The organism is Macrococcus equipercicus (genome assembly GCF_004359525.2).
GTDB lineage: Bacteria > Bacillota > Bacilli > Staphylococcales > Staphylococcaceae > Macrococcus > Macrococcus equipercicus.
This window is the reverse complement of sequence record NZ_SCWC02000007.1, coordinates 33,650-55,719: the sequence shown is the minus strand read 5'-3', so window position 1 is coordinate 55,719 and position 22,070 is coordinate 33,650. Positions and strand designations below refer to the sequence as shown.

The following is a 22,070-nucleotide window of genomic DNA, read 5'->3' as shown; positions in this document are numbered from 1 at the left end:
AGTTCAAGGGGTTGAAGTAATGCAGATAGAAAAATTAAAGGGCAAGCGTCTTGATGATTTATTTGATGCAGTTCTTACACTTAAAACGCGTGAAGAATGCTATGAGTTCTTTGATGATTTATGTACAGTCAACGAAGTTCATTCACTTTCACAGCGGCTGCAAGTAGCGATGATGATCAAGCAGGGTCATACTTATGCGGTCATCGAAAAGGAATCCGGCGCTTCCACTGCGACGATTTCCCGTGTCAAACGCTCACTGCAGTGGGGAAATGATGCTTATTCAATGGTCATCCAGAGAATGAATGATGATAAACAAGATGAACAGACAGCACACCAGGAAGAATAACAGGGAATACTGAATCAATTTGATTCAGTATTTTTTTGTCTTATAATAATAGGGAAATGAGGGTTAAGATGAAAAGATTATTGACTACAGTGACCGCTGTCCTGTTTCTTGCAAGTTGCAGCACGAAGCCGGTTAAGACAGAATTAACACCATCAACAGACAGCGCGCTGCACTCACTGCCGCTGAAGAAGCTCGCTTCTTTTGGTCATGTGAGAACGGTAAAAGACGGTGTCACATACATCGATGGTATTTTGATTGTTAATAAGCAGATTGCGCTGCCGCCTACTTACGCGCCCGGCGAAAATCCAGCAGCGAAGCAGGCTGTGGAACGGTTGATGGCTGCAGGTAACAGCGGCGGCCTGCAGTTTGTGATTCGCAGCGGCTACCGCAGTTATAGTGAGCAGCAGCATCTTTATACTGAATATGTGGCACGCGACGGTCAGCAGGCGGCTGATCAGTACAGCGCAAGGCCTGGCCATTCTGAGCATCAGACCGGTCTGACGTTCGATATCGGCAGTGTGGCATCAGTCAATGATTTCACAGTGTCATTCGGTGATACGCCGGAAGGTGCCTGGCTGCAGCAGCATGCCCATGACTACGGATTTATCGTCCGTTATCCGGAAGGGAAGACATTTATTACGGGTTATCAGTACGAGCCGTGGCATGTCAGATATGTCGGTACAGCGCTCGCTTCAGAGCTGTATAAGAACAATGAGACACTTGAAGAATATTTAGGGCTGTATAAGAAGAAAAGTCAGTGAGCAGTCACTGGCTTTTTTGTTTCTACAGCAAAGAAATGCACTAAAAATGCTATAATTATAAATATATCAAAAAAGGAGTAGTTCCATGTATGAAGTGAAAGATTGGGAACATGTTTTTAAACTGGATCCTGCCAATGAAATCGATGACAGCACGCTGCAGCAGCTCTGTGAATCAGGTACAGATGCGATTATTATCGGAGGGACTGATAATGTCACGCTCGATAATGTGCTGGACTTGATGTCTAGAGTAAGGCGCTATACAGTGCCCTGCGCGCTTGAAATATCAAATCTGGCAAGCGTCATCCCGGGCTTTGACCGCTACTTAGTGCCCGCTGTCCTCAACAGTCCGGACGTGACGTTTCATAACGGCATGCTGCTGGAAGCGCTCAAGCAGTATGGTCATATGATTGACTTCGATGAATTCACAATGGAAGGCTATATCGTGATGAACAAAGAGAGCAAAGTAGCCCGGCTGACGGCAGCTGATACGACACTTGACGCAGATGATATATACGCCTACGGGCAGATGATCAACCATTTCTATAAGTTCCCGGTCTGCTATCTGGAATACAGCGGAACTTATGGTGATGTCACACTGCTGAAGACGTTGAAGTCAGCTTGTCCCGACACACGACTCATTTACGGCGGCGGCATTGAGAGCCTGAACCAGGCGCTTGAGATGAAGCAGTATGCGGATACTATCGTTGTCGGAAATATTATATATAAAGACTTAAAGCGCGCACTTGAAACAGTGAAAATCAAAGCACAGAAAGGATAACTGATAGTGAACGAATTATTGAAGAGAATGAACGAGGAACAGCGGGCAGCCGTGCAGACGACTGAAGGACCGCTGCTGATCATGGCAGGTGCCGGCTCCGGTAAGACACGCGTGCTGACGCACCGCATCGCCTACTTGATCAGAGAGAAATCAGTCAATCCTTATAATATACTGGCGATCACATTCACGAACAAAGCAGCAAAGGAAATGAAGGAGCGGGTGGAACAGCTGATCGGCGCTGAAGCAGAAGCAGTATGGATCTCAACGTTTCACTCCATGTGCGTCAGAATACTGAGACGCGATATTGACCGTATCGGTATCGAGCGTAACTTCACCATACTTGACCCGACTGATCAGCGCTCTGTGATGAAGGAAGTGCTGAAGCAGGAAAATCTGGACCTGAAAAAGTTTGAGCCCCGCTCACTGCTTGCCCAGATCTCAAACTTGAAAAATGAACTGAAGACACCGGATGACGCAGAACGTGAAGCGAATGATTATATGGCGCTGACAACTGCGAAAGTCTACAAACGCTATCAAAATATTCTGCTGAAAAATCATGCGCTTGATTTCGATGACCTGATTATGACGACACTGCAGCTGTTCGAGCGCATCCCTGAAGCGCTTGAGTATTATCAGAACAAGTTTCATTATATTCACGTCGATGAGTATCAGGATACGAACAGAGCGCAGTACATGCTCGTCAAGATGCTCGCCGAAAAATTTGAGAACTTATGTGTCGTCGGTGATTCTGACCAGTCGATATACGGCTGGCGCGGCGCGGACATTTATAATATTTTAAGCTTTGAAGAAGACTACAAAAGTGCAAAGACCATCTTCCTTGAACGCAATTACCGGTCGACGAAAAATATTCTGCATGCAGCAAATGAAGTCATCAGAAATAACACAGAGCGGAAACCGAAAGCATTATGGACGGATAATGAGGACGGCAGCAAGATTCAATATTTCAAGGCCATGTCTGAACGCCATGAGGCAGAATATATCGTCGCCGAGATCCAGAAAAAACAGCGCGACCATTATCAGCTGAGCGATATGGCGATTCTTTACCGGACGAATGCACAGTCGCGTGTGCTGGAGGAGACGCTCTTAAAATCCAACATCAACTATACGATGGTCGGCGGCACGAAGTTCTACGAACGGAAAGAGATTAAAGATATTTTAAGTTACTTACGGCTCGTCGCTAACAGCAATGAAGATATCAGCTTCACACGTGTCATCAATACACCGAAGCGCGGCGTCGGCCCAGGAGCACTGGATAAAATAGCGGCGTACGCAACAGCTAACGGCCTGAGCTACTTTGACGCGCTGGCAGAAGTTGATTTCATCGGACTGCCGCGTAAGACGACAGAAACACTCGTAAAGTTTTACGAAATGATGGACGGCTTTATGAAACAGCAGGAGTTTCTGTCAATTACAGAGCTTGTCGAGCAGATTATGGAGAAGACAGGCTACACTGATATGCTGAAGGCGGACCGGACGCTAGAGTCGCAGTCGCGCCTTGAGAACTTGGAGGAGTTTTTAAGCGTACCGCAAGATTATGAGAAGCTGACACCGATTGAAGAGCAGTCACTTGTCAACTTTCTGACCGACTTGTCACTTGTCAGCGATGTAGACAATGCCGATATGGGGACAGGCATCACACTGATGACGATGCACTCGGCTAAAGGTCTTGAGTTCAAAGTTGTGTTCATCGCCGGGCTTGAAGAAACCATCTTCCCGCATTCAAGAAGTCTCGCGGATGACAGCGAGATGGAAGAGGAACGGCGGCTGATGTATGTAGCTATTACAAGAGCGGAAGAACATCTGCATATGTCGCATGCCGACAGCAGAACATTATTCGGCCGCAGTCAGTCCAACCGGAAATCACGCTTTCTTGATGAGATTCCGGCGGACTTGCTGGAAGGGCATAAGCCGCGTCCTGTTTTCGGCACGAAAAGAAGTGCATCAAGCAGACCAGCTGCATCCGGCCAGACATATAATATCGGTGATAAAGTCATCCACAAATCGTGGGGAGAAGGGCTCGTCAGCAACGTCACGGAAAAATCCGGTTCTCTTGAACTGGACATCATATTTAAATCGGTAGGCATGAAACGACTGCTCAGCCAGTTTGCACCGATCGAGAAGAAGGAGTAGGCCATGCAAAAAAGAGTAGATGAGTTGCATCAATTGCTGCACCAGTATAATTATGAATATCATGTACTTGATCAGCCGTCTGTCCCTGACAGTGAATACGACAAGCTGCTTCACGAGCTCATCGCGATTGAGGAAGAGTATCCAGACTTGAAGACGGTCGATTCACCGACGGTACGTGTCGGCGGCACACCGGTGTCTGCCTTTGAAAAAGTGCGTCATGATACACCGATGCTCAGTCTCGGCAATGCTTTCAATGAAGAGGATTTAAGAGCGTTTGACAAACGCGTGACCGATAACGTCGGGCAGGTTGAATATATGGTTGAACTGAAAATTGATGGTCTTGCTGTATCGCTGAAATATGAGGACGGCGTATTCGTTCAAGGGTTGACGCGCGGCGACGGCACGACAGGTGAGAACATCACAGACAACTTAAAGACGATCTACGCCATTCCGCTGGTCATTAAAGAGCCGCTGACTGTGGAAGTGCGGGGTGAAGCCTACATGCCGCGTCAGTCATTCCTGAAACTCAACGAGGAAAAAGAACGGCGCGGTGAGCCGCTTGCAGCGAACCCGAGAAATGCTGCTGCGGGTTCACTGAGACAGCTGGATTCCAAGCTTGCGGCAAAGCGTAAGCTGGATATCTTTCTTTACAGCGTCAATGATTTACGGGAACTGGATGCTGCCTCGCAGAGTGAGGCGCTGGATACACTTGATAAAATCGGTTTCAAGACGAACCACGAACGCAGACTATGCGCCTCTATTGATGAAGTACTGGACTATATCAGCCGCTGGACGAAAGAACGCAATCATTTAAGCTATGATATCGATGGCATCGTCATTAAAGTCAACAGTCTGACGAAGCAGGAAGAACTCGGATTTACAGCGAAATCTCCGCGCTGGGCTATCGCCTATAAGTTTCCGGCTGAAGAAGTGATCACGAAGCTGAACGATATCGAACTGTCTGTCGGCAGAACCGGGGTCGTTACACCGACCGCTATTCTTGAACCGGTTAAAGTTGCAGGAACAACTGTCGGCCGTGCTTCACTGCATAATGAAGATTTAATCCACGAGAAAGATATCCGGATTGGTGATGACGTCGTCGTCCGTAAAGCAGGAGACATCATTCCTGAAGTCGTGCGGCCGATTCTTGACAGACGGCCTGCTGACGCTGAACCTTATCACCTGCCGGATAACTGTCCCGCATGCGGCCATGCACTCGTCCGCCTGGAAGATGAAGTGGCGCTCCGCTGTATTAATCCGACATGTGAAGCCCAGCTCATTGAAGGCGTCATTCATTTCGTCTCAAGGCAGGCGATGAATATCGAGGGCTTAGGCGAGAAGATTGTCGCCCAGCTGTTTGAAGCAGGACTCATTAAAGATGTCGCGGACATTTATTACTTGAAGCGGGAAGATCTGCTGCCGCTTGAGCGTATGGCCGACAAAAAAGTTGATAAGCTGCTCGCTGCAATAGAAGCATCCAAGGAGAATTCACTTGAGCGGCTGCTGTTCGGTCTCGGCATCCGCCATCTTGGCACAAAGGCAAGCAGTATTCTGGCGGCGCAGTATAAGACGATGGACAAGCTGATGACGACTTCTGAAGAACAGCTGACAGCCGTTCACGATATCGGCCATAAGATGGCTCAGTCACTCATGACTTACTTGAACAATGAAGATATTCAGGCGCTGATTGAAAAACTGAATGCAGCAGCTGTCAATATGACGTATACTGGTGCTACGATAGATGAAACAGCTTTTAACCCTGAATTTCAGCACAAGACCATTGTACTGACGGGTAAACTCTCTATCATGACGCGGACAGAAGCGACCGAACAGCTGACAAAGCTCGGTGCGAATGTCACAAGCAGTGTCACTAAGAAGACCGATTTAGTCATTGCGGGTGAAGATGCCGGAAGTAAGCTTGAGAAAGCTGAAAATCTTGGCATTGAAGTGTGGACTGAGGAACAACTGATCAATAAACTACAGGAAATGAATTAAGGAGCCTATTATGAAGAAAGTATCAATTGTCATGCTCTCAGCATTGCTGCTGGCAGCCTGTGGCTCAACTAATGATACGGCGCAACAGAAGGATGAGAAGCAGATTGCGACAGATGCCCGGATTTCAGGAGATTACTACCGGACACTGCTGCCGTTCAAAGAAAGCCAGGCGCGTGGTTTGACAAGTGCAAACATGGCGAATGCCTATAATGGTGATGCCTTTGAATCAGGTCTGTTCAGCATCAGCAGACGCGTGTTCTCGCCGGACGATTACTTGTTCCGCGACGGGCAGCTGCTGACGAAAAATGCCGTTGAAAGTTATCTTGAGCCGCAGTTTACGAAAGAAGAAATAGATGCGATGGATGAAGATACGCGCATAGAACGCAATGCCTATGCTAACTTCGGTCTGAATCCATCTCATCACGGTGAGACGGACCCTGAGAAAATCGCCGAGAATTCGCCGGCCTACTTATCTCACCTGCTAGAACAGGATTATTATACGAAGAAGGACGCGAAGAACGAGAAGATCTCCGGCATGACAATTGGTCTTGCGATGAACAGCGTCTATTATTACCAGAAAGAGCAGTACGGTGAGATATACAGTCAAACGCTCGATACAAAGCTCAGTGAAAAGAAAGGGAAGGAAATGGCGGAGGAAATTCTGTCACGACTACGCGCGAAGTCTGAATTGAAAAATATTCCGATTATATTTGCGATTTTTATGCAGAGTTCAGAAGAAAGTATCGTTCCTGGAAACTTTGTAGCGTATGCTGTCAGCGATAAAGGCAGTCAATCTCTAGAGAAGTGGAAAGACGTCAATGAAAAATATGCACTGCTGCCGTCAAGTGATGCAGAAGAACTGAACAAGAAATTGAACAATGATTTCAAGCAGTTCAACGACTCTCTGCAGAGCTTCTTCCCGAACTTCACACAGGCCATCGGCACCGGTCACTTCGTTAATGATAAAATAAAAGAAGTGACAATCAATGTCCCGCTTGATTACTATGGCAAAGCTGAAGTAGTCGGCGTGACGCAGTATATCAGTGACTTATCCACGAAGTATTTTAGTGGTGTTGACAATCTGGAAATCTCAATTGTCGACAGTGATAAACCGCTGGCACTGATTACAAAGAAGAAAGATGATAAAGAACCTAAAATTCATGTATATCAGCAGTAGAACAAGATCAGCTCATTGCAGCTGATCTTGTTTTATAACTATAAATTGATCTTTCTCATGTTGAGCTTCTCTTCTTTTTTGATGAAGAGAAACTGTTACAGTGGATTTACTCGGTCAGTAACAGAAAAAAGCACGCTCCTTTATGGAACGTGCTTTTATTATCGCTGTGGTTATCTTGAATCAGCTTCTGACGATACGTTTCATTTCATCGAATTCATCAAGCACACGCTGTTCCGGTTTGATTGTCAGCATACTCACTAAAATAGTGGATAATAAGCTGATGACGAAGCCCGGGATGATTTCATAAAGATCAAATATTGTCGCATGGTGAGGTGCGGATTTCATGACGATCCAGAAGATGACCGTCAGCGAGCCGAGAATCATCCCGGAAATAGCGCCTTCTTTTGTCAGGCCTTTCCAGAATAATGACAGCAGTACAAGTGGTCCGAATGCGGCACCGAATCCTGCCCATGCATTACCGACTAAGTTCAAAATGGTGTCATTTGGATGCCATGCGATGAATCCGGCAATTAGCGCGACGAGGAGTACTGACAGCCTTCCGACAAGCACGAACTCTTTCTCGCGGGATTTATCCTGAATGTTTGTCTTGCGGAACAGCATATAGAAATCCTGTGTCAACGAACTGCTCGTTACAAGCAGCTGTGAAGAAATAGTGCTCATGATTGCTGCTAAAATAGCAGCGAGGAAAAATCCTGCGATCAACGGATGGAACAAAATCTGACTCATTACAACGAAGATGGTCTCTGGGTTATCCAGTTTCTGGCCGGATTCGTGGACGAATGCGATACCGATCAGACCGGTCATACAAGCGCCGATAAGTGACACGGCCATCCATGAAATCCCGATGCGGCGTGCTGCCGGCAGCAGTCTGTGCGATCTGATAGACATAAAGCGGACGATGATGTGCGGCTGACCGAAGTAACCCAGTCCCCAGGCAAGCAGCGAGATAATGCCGATTGTCGTCGTTCCTTTGAACCAGTCAAGGTTCGTCGGTTTCAAGTCAACGACAGTATCAAATGTATCAAGGCCATTTAATTTGAGCAGGGCGACGATAGGGACGATAACAAGTGCAATCAACATGATGACGCCCTGGAAGAAATCCGTCAGCGAAACCGCAAGATAACCGCCGAACAGCGTATAAAGAATAACGATGCCTGCTGTTAGAATGAGACCCCAGTGATAGTCAAGGCCGAACGCACTTTGGAACAGTACACCGCCTGAGACCATACCGGCCTGTGTATATAGAGTGAAGAAGACGACGATGACAAGGCCTGAAATGATTTTCAGCATCCGTGTATGGTCGCTGACACGTTTCTCGAAGAAGTCGGGAATAGTGATGGCGTTGTCAGCAAGCTCTGTATAAACTCTGAGCCTCGGTGCGACAAGTATATAGTTCAGCCATGCGCCGATCGTCAAGCCGATCGCAATCCATGTGGCAGATAGTCCTGTCGTATAGACAGAACCCGGTAGGCCCATGAGCATCCACCCGCTCATGTCAGCTGCCCCGGCAGACAATGCTGTGACTAGCGGCCCGAGACTTCTGCCGCCGAGCATGTACTCATCAAGCGTGCTTGTCGACTGTTTATAGGCATAGTAGCCGATGCCGAGCAGGATTAAGAAATAGACAGCAATCATGACATACGTCATCCAAGTGGCTTCAATCTTGACATTTTGAAAAGTAGAAGCGAGTATCATAAATGTTCCTCCTTTAATTTTATGAATAATTATAATACTTATGTACTAATTATATACCGCGTTAAAGCGTTTTCATATATCTTTTTTAGTTTCTTTAGATTTTTATATAGAAATTTGATAGAATTTATAGATGTTATATACGTTTAGGAGGATAAACATGACGACCATATTAAATGATCAAGTAAAACACGTGGCCCATCTGGCGCGTCTTGCTATTAATGAACAGGAAGCGGAAAAATTCAGCACCCAGCTGGAAGCGATTCTTAATTTCGCCAATCAGCTCGAAGAAGTAGATACAGAAGGTGTTGCGCCGACATTCCACGTACTGGATCTGCAGAACGTACTGCGTGATGATGTGGCGCATCACAGCTTGACACAAGAAGAAGTACTGAAGAATGCGCCGGTCAAAGAAGACGGCCAGTTCCGTGTGCCTTCAATTTTAGGAGGAGAATAAAATGTCGTTAAGATATGAATCGATTGAATCATTGTCTCAAATGATTCAGAACAAAGCGCTGAAACCGTCAGAGCTTATCGCTGACACATTCAAAAATATTGAACAGGATGACGCGAAGATCCAGTCGTTCCTTGCACTTGATAAAGAACAGGCGATGGCAAAAGCTGCAGCGCTTGATAATGAAACACCATCCGGCCGCTTATTCGGTATTCCGATGGGTATCAAAGATAACATTGTCACTAAAAATGTTGAGACCACTTGCGCAAGTAAAATGCTGACTGGCTTTACTCCGGTATACGATGCAACTGTTATGCAGAAATTAAATAACGAAAACGGGATACTAGTCGGGAAGCTGAACATGGATGAATTCGCGATGGGCGGTTCTTCAGAGAACTCATTCTATAAGAAGACGGTCAATCCGTTTGATCATACAGCAGTGCCGGGCGGTTCATCAGGCGGCAGTGCAGCAGCAGTGGCAGCGAGCCTTGTGCCGTTCGCACTTGGTTCAGATACAGGCGGCTCTATCCGCCAGCCGGCATCATACTGCGGCGTTGTCGGCATGAAGCCGACCTATGGCCGGGTCTCACGTTACGGCCTTGTCGCTTTCGCTTCATCACTTGATCAGATCGGTCCGATCACGCGCAATGTTAAGGACAATGCGACTGTACTTGAAATCATTTCAGGTGTCGACAAAATGGATTCAACAAGTGCACCAGTAGATAATGTCGACTTTACATCAAATCTCGAGAAAGATTTGACGGGCCTGCGTGTTGCTGTACCGAAAGAATATTTAGGTGAAGGTGTCCAGGCAGAAGTAAAAGCAAGCGTAGAAGCAGCAATCAAAGAATTAAGCGCACTCGGTGCAGTCGTTGAAGAAGTGTCGCTGCCTAACTCTAAATACGGAGTAGCAACTTACTATATTCTTGCCTCTTCAGAAGCTTCAGCTAACTTAGCGCGTTTTGACGGTATCCGTTACGGCTATCAGGCAGAAGGTGCGACGAACTTAGAGGAACTGTACAAGAAGACGCGTCAGGAAGGTTTCGGTGATGAAGTCAAACGCCGTATCATGCTCGGGACTTATGCGTTAAGTTCAGGCTATTACGATGCTTACTACAAAAAAGCACAGAAAGTAAGAACATTGATCAAGCAGGACTTCGAGAAAGTATTCGCTGACTACGATATCATCGTCGGACCAGTAGCACCGACACCAGCATTCAATATTGGTGAGCAGATCAATGATCCGCTGACTATGTATGCCAATGATATTTTGACGATTCCAGTTAATTTAGCCGGCCTGCCATCAATCTCTGTACCTTGCGGCGAACATAACGGTCGACCAATCGGACTGCAGATCATCGGTAAACCATTCGATGAACAGAAAGTCTACAATGTCGCTTATCAGTACGAACAAAAATTTAACTTAACAGACCGTTATCAAACGTTATAAGGAGACGATGATATGCATTTCGAAACAGTAATCGGACTTGAAGTCCACGTTGAATTAAAGACTGAATCCAAGATGTTCTCCAGTTCTCCTGCACACTTTGGTGCTGAACCGAACACAAACGTCAGCGTCATCGACCTCGGCTATCCGGGCGTCCTGCCGGTCGTGAATAAAACGGCAGTCGACTGGGCGATGCGTGCTGCGATGGCGCTCAATATGGATATCAGAACAGAGACAAAGTTTGACCGCAAAAATTATTTCTATCCGGATAATCCGAAAGCTTATCAAATTTCACAGTTTGATGAGCCGATCGGTGAGAACGGTTATATTGATATTGAAGTGAACGGCGAGACAAAACGTATCGGTATCACACGTCTTCATATGGAAGAAGATGCTGGGAAACTGTCCCATAAAGATGGTTATTCATTAGTTGACTTGAACCGGCAGGGTACACCGCTTGTTGAGATTGTCTCTGAGCCGGATATTCGTACGCCGGAAGAAGCGTATGCTTACCTTGAGAAATTAAAGGCGATTATCCAGTACACAGGCGTCTCTGACTGTAAGATGGAAGAAGGCTCACTGCGCTGTGATGCCAATATTTCGCTGCGTCCTAGAGGGCAGGAAGCATTCGGTACGAAAGCGGAGCTCAAAAACTTGAACTCATTCAACTACGTCAGACGTGGACTTGAGCACGAAGAGAAACGGCAGGCAGAAGTATTGTTGTCCGGCGGAGAAATTCTGCAGGAGACACGCCGCTTTGACGAGTCGACCGGTAAAACGATTTTAATGCGTGTTAAAGAAGGGTCTGATGACTACCGTTACTTCCCTGAACCGGACTTAGTGCCGCTCGTTATCGACGAAGAATGGAAAGAACGTGTACGTGCTTCTATTCCTGAACTGCCGGATGTACGTAAAGCAAAATACGTCAGCGACTATGGTCTGCCGGCATATGATGCCCACGTCTTGACACTGACAAAAGAAATGTCCGACTTCTTTGAAGAGACGATCAAACTGGGTGCTGATGCGAAGCTCACTTCCAACTGGCTGATGGGCGGCGTGAACGAGTACTTGAACAAACAGCAGAAAGAACTAGGCGCGACCGCATTGACACCGGAAAATCTTGCTGAGATGATCAAACTGCTTGCTGACGGCACGATTTCAAGCAAGATTGCCAAGAAGGTCTTCCAGGAAACTGTTGAATCTGGAAAAGCACCGAAAGTCATCATGGAAGAGCAGGGATTAGTACAGATTTCTGACCCGGCACAGTTAACAGCGCTGGTGAATGATGCACTTGACCAGAACCCGCAGTCTATCGAAGACTTTAAGAACGGTAAAGGTAAAGCGATGGGCTTCCTGGTCGGTCAGATCATGAAACTGTCGAAAGGTCAGGCGAACCCGCAGCTCGTCAACCAGCTTCTTAAGCAGGAGCTTGAAAAGCGCTGATCGTCAATTAATCAATGATCGTTATATAAAAACCTTCGATTCTCATAGCGATGCAGCTTCTTAGAAGAAGTCAGCATTACATGAAAATCGAAGGTTTTGTTGTCTTACAGCATAATTTCTTCAGTCTGCTCAATGAGCCGGTTGAGTCGATGCGGCTGAAAGATAATATATGATAGATCAGTTTCTGCAAATATGAAATCACGGTCGTCAGCCCACTGGCTATAATAATAATGCTTCAAATGATGGAAAAGTTCTTCCCGTGATTCAGCCATATATTGTTTATATAAGCATTCCATTCGACTCACTCGAAAGATTACGTCGGTATATGTCACAAGTCGTCCTCCTTTGAAGTAGCTGTTGGCGTCCATATCGTTAACAGTAATTGTATATGATAAGAATAAACATGGCAACCCAAAGTGCAGGAATATTCAGATAACTTATTCGCTTTATATTTCCTGCTGCGCCGTGTATATTGAAAATAAAGCATGATAGGAAGAGAGGGATTCTAATGGTAGATATACACAACCATATTTTGTTCGGCATTGATGACGGGGCTAAAAATACTGAAGAAGCTCTTGAGATGGCCCGGACTGCTGCAGCGAACGGCATCACGGATATTATTGCGACGCCGCACCATAAAATTGGCGTCTATGAAAACTACGGACCGAAAATCATCGAACTTACTGACCAGGTCAATAACTTGATACGGTCACATCAAATACCGGTCACTGTCCATCCGAGTCAGGAAATCAGAATTTACGGTGACGTCATTGCAGATCTGAAAACCGGAAAAGCACTGCCGTTGATGAAAGACGCACCTTACGTCCTGATTGAACTGCCGACACAGGAAGTGCCGGTTTATACAGAGCAGCTGTTCACTAACATGGCGCTGGAAGGCTATGTGCCGGTCATAGCACATCCTGAGCGTAACAGTGAACTGCAGAAGAATCCGAATAAACTTGCGTCATTAATTGAGCTCGGAGCACTGTGCCAAGTGACGGCAGGTGTCGTCGTCGGAAGGCTCGGAGATTATTCCCAGTCAGTCGCTCAGCAGATGATGAAGCATAAGATGATTCATTTCGTGGCAAGTGACGCCCACAATGTAACAGGCCGGAACTTCTTTATGGATGAGTGCTATGAATATATAGAGGGTCAGTACGGGATTGACCAGGTCAACTATTACAAGGAAAACGCCCGGAAAGTGCTGAACGGTGAAAAGATACGCTACGTCAGCCCGCTTGAAGTGCAGGCCGGCCATTTAGAGAGACAGAAGAAAAAGAAAAAATTTCTAGGATTATTTTAAAAGTGAAGTTTTTGCTGAAAGGCATAGATTTGATTATAAAAACCAGATTCCAGGATGTCCTGGAATCTGGTTTATTTGTTGAATAAGTGGTCAGTTATGGCAGTCGACCAGCGCTTAATACCGCGACTAGTCAGTAACGCGCTTGCTGTATTGTAGTCATCCGTGATGCTGTCATCAGTCGGCCACTCGCCAGCTTGACTGACATAGTTGAAGTTGTTGCCTTTATTGCTGAGATAATCAGCTTCTGCCTGCTGGTAGTCAGCAAATGCGGGATCATTATAAATCGGTCTCGTGCCGATGATCACAACAGGAATATCATGCTGTTCGACGGCATCATTATACATTGTTTCTAGAGCTGCCAGATGAGCGTTCACTGGAATATTTTCGTAGTAATCATTGATTGTCAGTGCATCGAGTAGAATTAAGTCGGGCTTTTTCTCATAGGCTGCTGCTAAGCTTGCGGCAGTTGACGCCCCTGAAACTTCCACAGCATTGATAGCGAGCTGTTTGTCGGCTGCTTTCTCCAGGTCATCTTTGACGCTTGTGTTATGTTCAGATGTCTGGTAGGGTGTCGCTACTAATGTGATCGTCATCTTCCCGCCGTCTTTAGTCTTCTTATTATAGAGCTGTTGAAAGGCATCGTCTTTGAACAGGCTGCCGGCTGATTTAGCAGCTGCTTGTTTTTTAGGTGCTTTCTTGCTGACTGACTGAGTGCTCACGTTGTTTGCTGCAGCTGAATCAGTTACTTTTTGCTGCCAGTAAATGTAGCCGAATGCAATGAGTGCAAGAGCAATCACCACATAGAGCCAGAAAAGTAAGTTTTTCATTGATGCCTTTCCTCCCGACATGATGGTCAATAATTCAATTTTAGCAAACGCAGGAAAAAATTTATACAACTATATTGGCTTTAACAAATAATTTACAACGCCTTGACAGCATGTTTAGCATTTTCATAACGAGGTATTAGTTATTGTCTAGTCCGCTGTAAATGGATTTTTGTTGAAAATATACACAATCTTAATAGAATATTTACATTTATTGTGATAGAATAGCGGAAAAGTAGAGACATACCAAAAGTGGAGGATTTATATGATTGATTATACCCCGTGGAATGTCACAGATTATCATAAAATATTTATAGCTGAAGCTAAGCAGCTGATTGAGATTTTCCGAAATGAGATTGTTGAGATCCACCATGTCGGCAGCACTGCCGTCCAGGATATGCCCGGCAATCAGTCGATGGATATACTGCCTGTCGTCAAAAACATCGATAAAATTGACCAGTATTCAGAAGCGATGACTCTTGCCGGCTATCGCGCGGCAGAGCTGTCCATCTGCGCAGACGAACGCTGCAAATCATTTACGAGAGAAATCGATAATCTGACCCGTGTCATCATTATGGTTGAAAAGACTAATTATGAAGTGGTCGACAGAAGGCTGGCAGTAAGAGATTATTTAAGGGTGCATGCTGATATTAGAACGGCATATGCCTTAAAAGAGAAGCTTGCCTTTCAATACAGCGATGACTCGCCGGACTATCACACTGCAAGGAATGAGTATGTCTCATCTCTAGAACGGGATGCCATCAGCTGGTACCAATCAATGAAACGTTAAAACCCGCATGCGGGTCTTTTTTTTTCTAAAATTGCATAATTGAATAAATTAGGTACAATGATGATAACAATAAAATGTGAAAGAGTGATATAAATGACTGGGCTGAATATAGCGAAAAATAGTAGTGATATTGCTTTAAATCTTAAAATGGCCAATCGCCACGGTTTGATTGCCGGAGCAACAGGGACAGGCAAAACCATTACTTTGAAAGTAATGGCTGAACAATTCTCAAAGGCCGGTGTACCGGTATTCCTGGCTGACGTTAAAGGCGACCTTGCAAGTCTCGCTGAAACGATGACAGTCACTGATAAGATTCAGGAGCGGCTGGATACTCTTCAGCTGATTGATTATCAGCCGCAGCACTTTCCTGTCAGATTGTGGGATGTCTTCGGTAAAAACGGCACACCTGTCAGAGCGACAATCACTGAAATGGGGCCGCTGTTATTGTCACGGCTGCTGCTGCTCAATGACACGCAGGCAGGGCTGCTTAATATGGCCTTTAAAATCAGTGATGATAAAGGACTGGTGCTTCTTGATCTGAAAGATTTACAGGCACTGCTGCGGCATATGGCGGACAACAGCAATGATTATATAAGTCAGTACGGCAACATTTCGAAGCAATCAATCGGTGCGGTTCAGCGTAAGCTGCTTGAGCTTGAAAGTCAGGGTGCCGCTCAGTTCTTCGGGGAACCGGCTTTGAAGCTGGAAGATTTCATGGCGAAGGTCGATGGTAAAGGCGTCATCAATGTTCTGCAGGCGGGCGACCTCTATATGCAGCCGCTGCTTTACACGACATTTCTGCTCTGGCTGCTGACAGAGTTATTCGAAGTGCTGCCGGAAGTAGGAGATCTGGATCAGCCGAAGCTTGTCTTCTTCTTTGATGAGGCACATTTATTGTTCAAGGATGCCAATCAAGCATTTATCACGCAAGTAGAACAGGTGGTACGTCTGATCCGTTCAAAAGGAGTAGGCGTCTATTTCATCACTCAAAATCCGGTCGATCTGCCGGATGAGGTGCTCGGTCAGCTCGGTAACCGCGTCCAGCATGCATTGCGTGCCTTTACGCCGCGCGACCAGAAAGCGGTCAAAAGCGCAGCTGAGACGTTCAGACAGAATCCGGACATTGATGTGGCGTCTGCTATCGGTGAGCTGAAGACAGGAGAGGCCCTGATCTCATTTCTGAATGAAGAAGGTCAGCCGATGATCGTCGAACGTGCATTCATAAGACCGCCGGAAAGTAAGATCGGAGTGATTGAGCCCGATATTGCAGCCGCACTGCTGAAGGCGAATCCGCTGCATGCCGTCTATAATCAGACACTCGACCGCGAAAGTGCGTACGAACTGCTCAAGCAGAAGTTCGAAGATGAGCAGGAGGCGCCGAAAGTCACAGCGAAAAAAGCAAGACCGCAAAAAGAAAAACCATCTGAACTGCAGCGCGTAGCGGCATCTGTGCTGACGAGTGTCGGCAGGCAGATCGGCCGCGAAATTGTCAGAAATATTTTCGGTGGACGCAGACGATGAACAAAAATTTGGTTTATATCGCATTGATTGCTGTCAATTTAGTGCTGATCACGCTTTTATTTATGCAGCTGACTGAAGGCTGGATGCATAAGCTGCTGCAAATACTGATTGTAGTAGTTACTTTCACATTGTTCAGAATGTATGTAAAAGAGCGGGAGTTCATTAAAGAAAATAAAGAAGATGGAGAAAGATAATGAGAAAAAAAGCAAGAATCATCTATAATCCGACATCTGGCCGGGAACAGTTTAAAAAAGCACTGCCGGATGTGCTGATTAAACTGGAACAGGCAGGCTTTGAGACGAGTGCTCATGCGACGACAGCAGTCGGCGATGCAACAGTGGCGGCAAGAGCTGCGTTAAAAGAGGAGTTCGATCTGATTATTGCAGCGGGCGGAGACGGGACATTGAACGAAGTCATTAACGGTGTGGCTGAACAGGACAACATTCCTGACATCGGCATTATACCGATGGGAACCGTCAATGACTTCGGACGAGCGCTTGTGATCCCGAAAGATATTATGGAAGCGGTGGACGTCATTATTGACGGTGAGACAGTGCCGGTCGATATCGGCAAGATGAATAACCGCTACTTCATCAACATAGCAGGCGGCGGTAAGATCACAGAGATCTCATACGAGGCACCGAGCAAGCTGAAGACGATGATCGGGCCGCTCGCCTATTACGTCAAAGGGCTTGAAATGCTGCCTGAGATTAAAGCGTCAGATGTACGCATTGAATATGACGGAGAAGTATTTACCGGAGAAGTCATGCTGTTCTTGATCGGACTGACTAATTCAGTCGGCGGCTTCGAGAAGCTGGCGCCTGAAGCATCGATTAACGACGGCTACTTTACAGTGCTGTTCCTTGAGAAAGTGAATATCGCGGAGTTCGGCCATATATTTACGCTTGCAACGAGAGGAGAGCATTTAAAGCATCCGAAAGTTCATTATGTGAAGGCGAAAGATGTGAAAGTATCGTCATTTGAGAAAGTGCAGCTGAATGTGGACGGTGAGTTCGGTGGCATACTGCCGGCGCACTTCATCAACCTTGAGCGGCACGTCAATGTCTTCAGTCCGCTGGAAAGACTGGAGAAGGAGAATAATGTGCAGAAGAAAAATGAAATCGACGGCCAGTATCAGAAAGAAATCCGAGACAGTAGTCTAACCGGACAGTAATCGGCGTATAGCCGTAACAGTTCGTTAACAAAACAGCCTCCCATCTTAAGCTGCAAAGATGGGAGGCTGTTTTTAAGTTTAGCTGGCAATCCACTAGTTTATTATGACTCTGTTATATTTCGTCAGTAAATTCTGCCGCCAGTTCATCATATTCCCAGTTACGGTGTGATGGATAGAGCGACAGTCCGCCGTCAGAAACGATAGTCTGTCCGGTGATGTACTTAGATTCCTTACTTGCGAGGAAAGCAGCGATGTTAGCCATCTCTGCCGGCTCAGCAACATAACCCATCGGCACAAAGTCCTCTGCGCCTTTTTTCTTTTCTTCAGTATCGAAGTTTGCCGCATTGATCGGTGTATCGACAGAACCCGGCGCAATATTGTTCACGCGGATCTGCACGCGGGCGTATTCCATCGCTAAACTTTGAGTGAGGAGTTTGACGCCGCCCTTACTCGCACAATACTGGGCGTAATGCGGCCATGGAATAATTTCGTGGACGCTTGAAACATTGATGATGTTCCCTTTATATTTCTGCTTCATGAACTGCTTGATCGCTTCTCTGCAGCCGATAAATGTACCGCGGAGATTGACGTTCATGACTTGATCGAATTCTTCCGTCGTCATCTCATGGCTGACGATATCTTTTTGGATGCCGGCATTATTCACCATGACGTGCAGGGCACCGAACGTATCGATCGTTTCTTTGAACATCGCCAGAAATTCTTCTTCTTTTGTTGTGTCAGCTTTGATGGCAATTGCTTCTCCGCCCTGTTCTTTAATGGCCTTCACCATTTCTTCCGCAGCTTCAGAACCTGAATGATAGTTGATTGCTACTTTCATGCCTTCTGCGGCAAAACGCTCAGCAATCGCTTTACCGATACCAGAAGAGCCGCCTGTGACGAGCGCTACTTTATCTTTTAAGTCATTATACATATAACTACACTCCTTTTAATCAGTCTAGCTTCCATATACCCATATCGCTCCCGTGTAATCTATGTGACAATGAATTCATGTTGGAATAAAATAGAATAGAAAGGTGGAGACCGATGACAGACTATCAATTGATGATTTTAGGAACGACAGATGTTCATGCTCATATCAGCTTGTATGATTACTTTATGGACCAGCCGCAGGAAGCGAATGGGTTCATACTTGCAGGCAGTAAAATTAAAGCATTGAAGGCACAGAATGACGGACGTGATATACAGACTATTGTCGTCGATAACGGGGATGTTCTGCAGGGCAATCTTGTGGCGGATTATGCGGTGGGTAATAGACCCGCCGTACATCCGGTGATCAATATCATGAATGAAATCGGCTATGATGCGGGGACGTTAGGCAACCATGAGTTCAACTACGGGCTCGATTTCTTGTTCGACACGATGGCACAAGCAAATTTTCCGGTCGTGAACTGCAACGTTAAAAACAGCGCAGGAGAATACATTTTCAAGACGCATACAATTATCAGCAGAACATTTGCTGACGGCAGGACCGTTAAAGTCGGCGTGATCGGCGTTGTACCGGAGCAGATCTTGATATGGGATAAAGCCATCCTTGATGGTCAGTTGATAGTGGATGATATGTATGAGGCTGCTGGACACTGGGCAGGACAAATTAAGGGCCAGTGTGATATCATCATATGTCTATGTCATTCAGGTTTCGATCCGTCGCAGGGAGAAATACCGGGCCTTGAAAATCAAGTCCATCTGATCAGTACGATTGCTGATATTGACGCCATGATCTTCGGTCATACGCATCAGCAGTTCCCTGGTGGTGACTACAGTGCTGTAGACTACGTCGATGCTGAAAGAGGGACGATTAACGGGACGTTTGCCGTTCAGCCGGTTTCTTTCGGCACGCATTTAGGCGTGATCCAGCTGACGCTCACTTACGGTGAAAACGGCTTTACTATTAAGGACGGGAAGAGCGAAGTCATCGGACTGAAAGGTGAACCTGTTGAGCCGCAGCTCGCTGCAGTCAATGAGCGCACGCATCATGACGTGCTCGCGTTCATCAACAGTAAAGTCGGCTGCACAAGTCATGAGATAGAAAGTTTCTTCAGTCAAGTCGCGCCGAGCAGAGCAGTGGAACTGATTGCTAAAAGCACACGCTCTGCCTTCTCCGCGCGCGTTGGTACAGCCGGTATGAACATTATATCGACATCAGCACCATTGAAGGCAGGGAGAGACGGTGGCGACGACTACGTCATGGTGAAGCCCGGTGATATAACATTGAAAGATGTGATGAGCATCTACCGTTTTCCGAACAAGCTGACGGCGCTCAATGTACCGGGTCGTCTCCTCAAAGAATGGCTCGAGTGGAGTGCCTCTGCATTCAATACGGACGGCGCGCCATATTTACTGAAGGAAAATCAGTCGATAGCGCCTGGTTTTCCGAGCTACAACATGGATCTGTTCTATGAGCTGGACTACACGATCAGCCTTGCACAGCCGCCACGCTATAATCATGCCGGCATAAAAATCAGCGACTCAGAAAGAGTGACAGCCGTCACTTATCAAGGCGCGCCGCTTGATGACGAAGAGATATATATAGTGCTGACCCATGACTACCGGGCAAACTTCACGCCTTTTCTGAAGGATGATGCGGTCTCGGTCGTTCCGCTGGATGACATTGAAGTGCGGGATGCGGTCAGCCATTACGTGAAAACACAGGGCGTTGACTTCACGCCGCATATACCGTTTAAACTGCTTGAGGACGGCCGCTACTTGATCAAGACAAGCCGGCATGCACAAACAGTGGCAGCCCATTACCCCGTCACGCTGAAGTCACAGCTGGCAGACGGCTATGCTTTATTTGAAATAGATACGAAAGAATTGAGGACATAATGAATAAAAACGATATATTGACAGGACGTGTCATTGATTACACCCATGAAGGCAATGGTGTCATCAAGTTCGACGGTTATCCTATATTTGTACCTAACACAGTCAAAGGTGAAAAAGTGACAGTTAAAGTCATAAAAATGAGCAAAGGCTTCGGAATCGGCAGGCTGGTTTCCATTGTCGAAGAAAGCCCGGACAGAGTGACACCGCCGTGTATTTACTATTATCAGTGCGGCGGCTGCAACATTCAGCATTTATCTTATGACGCCCAGCTGCAGATGAAAGAAGAGCAGGTCAGAAATCTCATCCGCAAAATGACGAAGCTTGATATCCCGGTGCGCCCGATCATCGGCATGGAAAATCCATGGCGTTACCGCAATAAAAGTCAGCTTCCTGTGAAACGGGAAGATGAGATAGTGACCGGTTTCTACAGACCGCGTTCACATGACATCGTCCCGATTGAAGAATGCATCATCCAGAAGGAAAGTCACGATGATATCATGAATGAGCTGCGGCGGCTGCTGAACGAACTGAACGTCAGCATTTATGACGAACGGCGTCATAGCGGTAACTTGAGACACATTGTCATCAGAAGCGGTACGCGAATCGACGAGACGATGCTTGTCCTCGTGACGAAAAACAGTCGTCTTGAACAGGCTGATGTCATCGCAGAGCATATGATGACGAAATTCCCGGCTATCGTCAGTGTCAGACAGAATATCAATCCGGAGCGGACGAACGTCATTATGGGCAGCAAGTCAAAGACAATCAGAGGGAAAGATGAGATACAGGATCAGCTGGCTGAACTCAAATTTGAGATATCAGATATGAGCTTCTATCAGGTCAACCATGAACAGACCGAGAAGCTCTACCAGCAGGCGCTTGACTATGCCGAACTGAACGGCCGTCAGAATGTCATTGACTCATACTGCGGTGTCGGTACCATCGGCTTATTTATGGCAGCGCATGCTGAACGCGTATATGGCGTGGAAATCGTCGAGAAGGCCATCAAGGATGCAGAGAAGAATGCAGCACTGAACGGCTTATCGAACACGCATTTTGAGGCAGGTAAGGCAGAGGACATCATCATCAAGTGGCAGCAGCAGGGCGTGAAGCCTCACGTTGTCATGATTGACCCGCCGAGAAAGGGCTGTGATCCACTCTTCATCGATACATTGAAAGCACTGAAACCAGAACGTATTGTCTATGTCTCCTGTAATCCTGCGACATTGATGCGGGATATTCAGAGTCTGGCAGAACTTTATATCATCGATGAAATGACACCTGTTGATATGTTCCCGCAGACAACGCATGTCGAAGCGGTCTGTCGGATGACGCTCAAGGGATGATGC

At 46.5% G+C, this 22,070-nt stretch carries 19 protein-coding genes; 16 read left to right on the top strand and 3 right to left on the bottom strand.

All coding sequences use genetic code 11. From position 1 onward, the window contains the following. Positions 1 to 19: 19 nt before the first annotated feature. The 6 genes from ERX35_RS09135 (at position 20) to ERX35_RS09115 (ending at position 7,208) form a co-directional block, all read left to right on the top strand. Positions 20 to 346, top strand: coding sequence for a YerC/YecD family TrpR-related protein (locus ERX35_RS09135; protein WP_149459597.1), 327 nt, complete (start codon positions 20 to 22; stop codon positions 344 to 346). Between the two features lie 68 nt (positions 347 to 414). Further along, a complete protein-coding gene (locus tag ERX35_RS09130) occupies positions 415 to 1,107 on the top strand; it encodes a M15 family metallopeptidase (protein ID WP_149459596.1) in 693 nt (230 codons plus the stop codon). Positions 1,108 to 1,192: 85 nt separating this feature from the next. Next, a complete protein-coding gene (gene pcrB / locus ERX35_RS09125) occupies positions 1,193 to 1,885 on the top strand; it encodes a heptaprenylglyceryl phosphate synthase (RefSeq protein WP_149459595.1) in 693 nt (230 codons plus the stop codon). A gap of 6 nt (positions 1,886 to 1,891) precedes the next feature. Next, complete coding sequence (pcrA, locus tag ERX35_RS11460; RefSeq protein WP_170234597.1) at positions 1,892 to 4,036, top strand: DNA helicase PcrA; 2,145 nt, start codon at positions 1,892 to 1,894, stop codon at positions 4,034 to 4,036. 3 nt (positions 4,037 to 4,039) lie between these two features. Further along, complete coding sequence (gene ligA / locus ERX35_RS11455) at positions 4,040 to 6,031, top strand: NAD-dependent DNA ligase LigA (RefSeq protein WP_170234596.1); 1,992 nt, start codon at positions 4,040 to 4,042, stop codon at positions 6,029 to 6,031. 10 nt (positions 6,032 to 6,041) lie between these two features. Continuing rightward, positions 6,042 to 7,208, top strand: a complete 1,167-nt coding sequence (locus tag ERX35_RS09115; RefSeq protein WP_149459594.1) for a CamS family sex pheromone protein — start codon at positions 6,042 to 6,044, stop codon at positions 7,206 to 7,208. Positions 7,209 to 7,388: 180 nt separating this feature from the next. On the opposite strand, the gene putP is transcribed toward ERX35_RS09115, so the two are convergent. Further along, complete coding sequence (putP, locus tag ERX35_RS09110; protein ID WP_149459593.1) at positions 7,389 to 8,924, bottom strand: sodium/proline symporter PutP; 1,536 nt, start codon at positions 8,922 to 8,924, stop codon at positions 7,389 to 7,391. A 157-nt stretch (positions 8,925 to 9,081) separates the two neighbouring features. On the opposite strand from putP, the gene gatC reads away from it, so the two are divergent. From gatC to ERX35_RS09090, 4 genes are all read left to right on the top strand, one after another. After that, positions 9,082 to 9,378, top strand: a complete 297-nt coding sequence (gene gatC, locus ERX35_RS09105) for an Asp-tRNA(Asn)/Glu-tRNA(Gln) amidotransferase subunit GatC (protein WP_149459592.1) — start codon at positions 9,082 to 9,084, stop codon at positions 9,376 to 9,378. A 1-nt stretch (position 9,379) separates the two neighbouring features. Next, positions 9,380 to 10,825: an Asp-tRNA(Asn)/Glu-tRNA(Gln) amidotransferase subunit GatA gene (gatA, locus tag ERX35_RS09100; RefSeq protein WP_149459591.1), complete on the top strand. Its 1,446-nt coding sequence runs from the start codon at positions 9,380 to 9,382 to the stop codon at positions 10,823 to 10,825. Between the two features lie 12 nt (positions 10,826 to 10,837). After that, positions 10,838 to 12,265 (top strand): Asp-tRNA(Asn)/Glu-tRNA(Gln) amidotransferase subunit GatB, encoded by a 1,428-nt coding sequence (gene gatB / locus ERX35_RS09095; protein WP_149459590.1) that lies wholly within the window; start codon positions 10,838 to 10,840, stop codon positions 12,263 to 12,265. A gap of 508 nt (positions 12,266 to 12,773) precedes the next feature. Beyond that, entirely contained in the window at positions 12,774 to 13,568 is a 795-nt protein-coding gene (locus ERX35_RS09090) for a tyrosine-protein phosphatase (protein WP_149459589.1), read from the top strand. A 71-nt stretch (positions 13,569 to 13,639) separates the two neighbouring features. Here the strand turns inward: ERX35_RS09090 and ERX35_RS09085 are convergent, their stop codons facing one another. Then, on the bottom strand, positions 13,640 to 14,395 hold the full coding sequence (locus tag ERX35_RS09085) for a hypothetical protein (RefSeq protein ID WP_149459588.1): 756 nt from the start codon (positions 14,393 to 14,395) through the stop codon (positions 13,640 to 13,642). Positions 14,396 to 14,657: 262 nt separating this feature from the next. Between ERX35_RS09085 and ERX35_RS09080 the strand changes: the two genes are divergently transcribed. The 4 genes from ERX35_RS09080 (at position 14,658) to ERX35_RS09065 (ending at position 17,877) form a co-directional block, all read left to right on the top strand. Beyond that, positions 14,658 to 15,182, top strand: coding sequence for a GrpB family protein (locus ERX35_RS09080; protein WP_149459587.1), 525 nt, complete (start codon positions 14,658 to 14,660; stop codon positions 15,180 to 15,182). A gap of 93 nt (positions 15,183 to 15,275) precedes the next feature. Next, entirely contained in the window at positions 15,276 to 16,703 is a 1,428-nt protein-coding gene (locus ERX35_RS09075) for a helicase HerA-like domain-containing protein (RefSeq protein ID WP_149459586.1), read from the top strand. Then, the gene (locus ERX35_RS09070; protein WP_149459585.1) at positions 16,700 to 16,897 is read left to right on the top strand and encodes a hypothetical protein; all 198 of its coding nucleotides are present in this window, start codon (positions 16,700 to 16,702) and stop codon (positions 16,895 to 16,897) included. The genes ERX35_RS09075 and ERX35_RS09070 overlap by 4 nt, the downstream gene beginning before the upstream one ends. Then, positions 16,897 to 17,877: a diacylglycerol kinase gene (locus ERX35_RS09065; protein ID WP_149459584.1), complete on the top strand. Its 981-nt coding sequence runs from the start codon at positions 16,897 to 16,899 to the stop codon at positions 17,875 to 17,877. Before ERX35_RS09070 ends, ERX35_RS09065 begins: the two co-directional genes overlap by 1 nt. Before the next feature lie 112 nt (positions 17,878 to 17,989). Here ERX35_RS09065 and ERX35_RS09060 read toward each other — a convergent pair whose 3' ends face one another. Next, positions 17,990 to 18,808, bottom strand: a complete 819-nt coding sequence (locus ERX35_RS09060) for a glucose 1-dehydrogenase (protein WP_149459583.1) — start codon at positions 18,806 to 18,808, stop codon at positions 17,990 to 17,992. A 113-nt stretch (positions 18,809 to 18,921) separates the two neighbouring features. On the opposite strand from ERX35_RS09060, the gene ERX35_RS09055 reads away from it, so the two are divergent. Together ERX35_RS09055 and rlmD are read left to right on the top strand one after the other, a co-directional pair. Then, a complete protein-coding gene (locus ERX35_RS09055) occupies positions 18,922 to 20,721 on the top strand; it encodes a 5'-nucleotidase C-terminal domain-containing protein (RefSeq protein ID WP_149459582.1) in 1,800 nt (599 codons plus the stop codon). After that, a complete protein-coding gene (gene rlmD / locus ERX35_RS09050) occupies positions 20,721 to 22,067 on the top strand; it encodes a 23S rRNA (uracil(1939)-C(5))-methyltransferase RlmD (RefSeq protein WP_149459581.1) in 1,347 nt (448 codons plus the stop codon). Before ERX35_RS09055 ends, rlmD begins: the two co-directional genes overlap by 1 nt. The last annotated feature ends 3 nt before the right edge of the window (positions 22,068 to 22,070 follow it).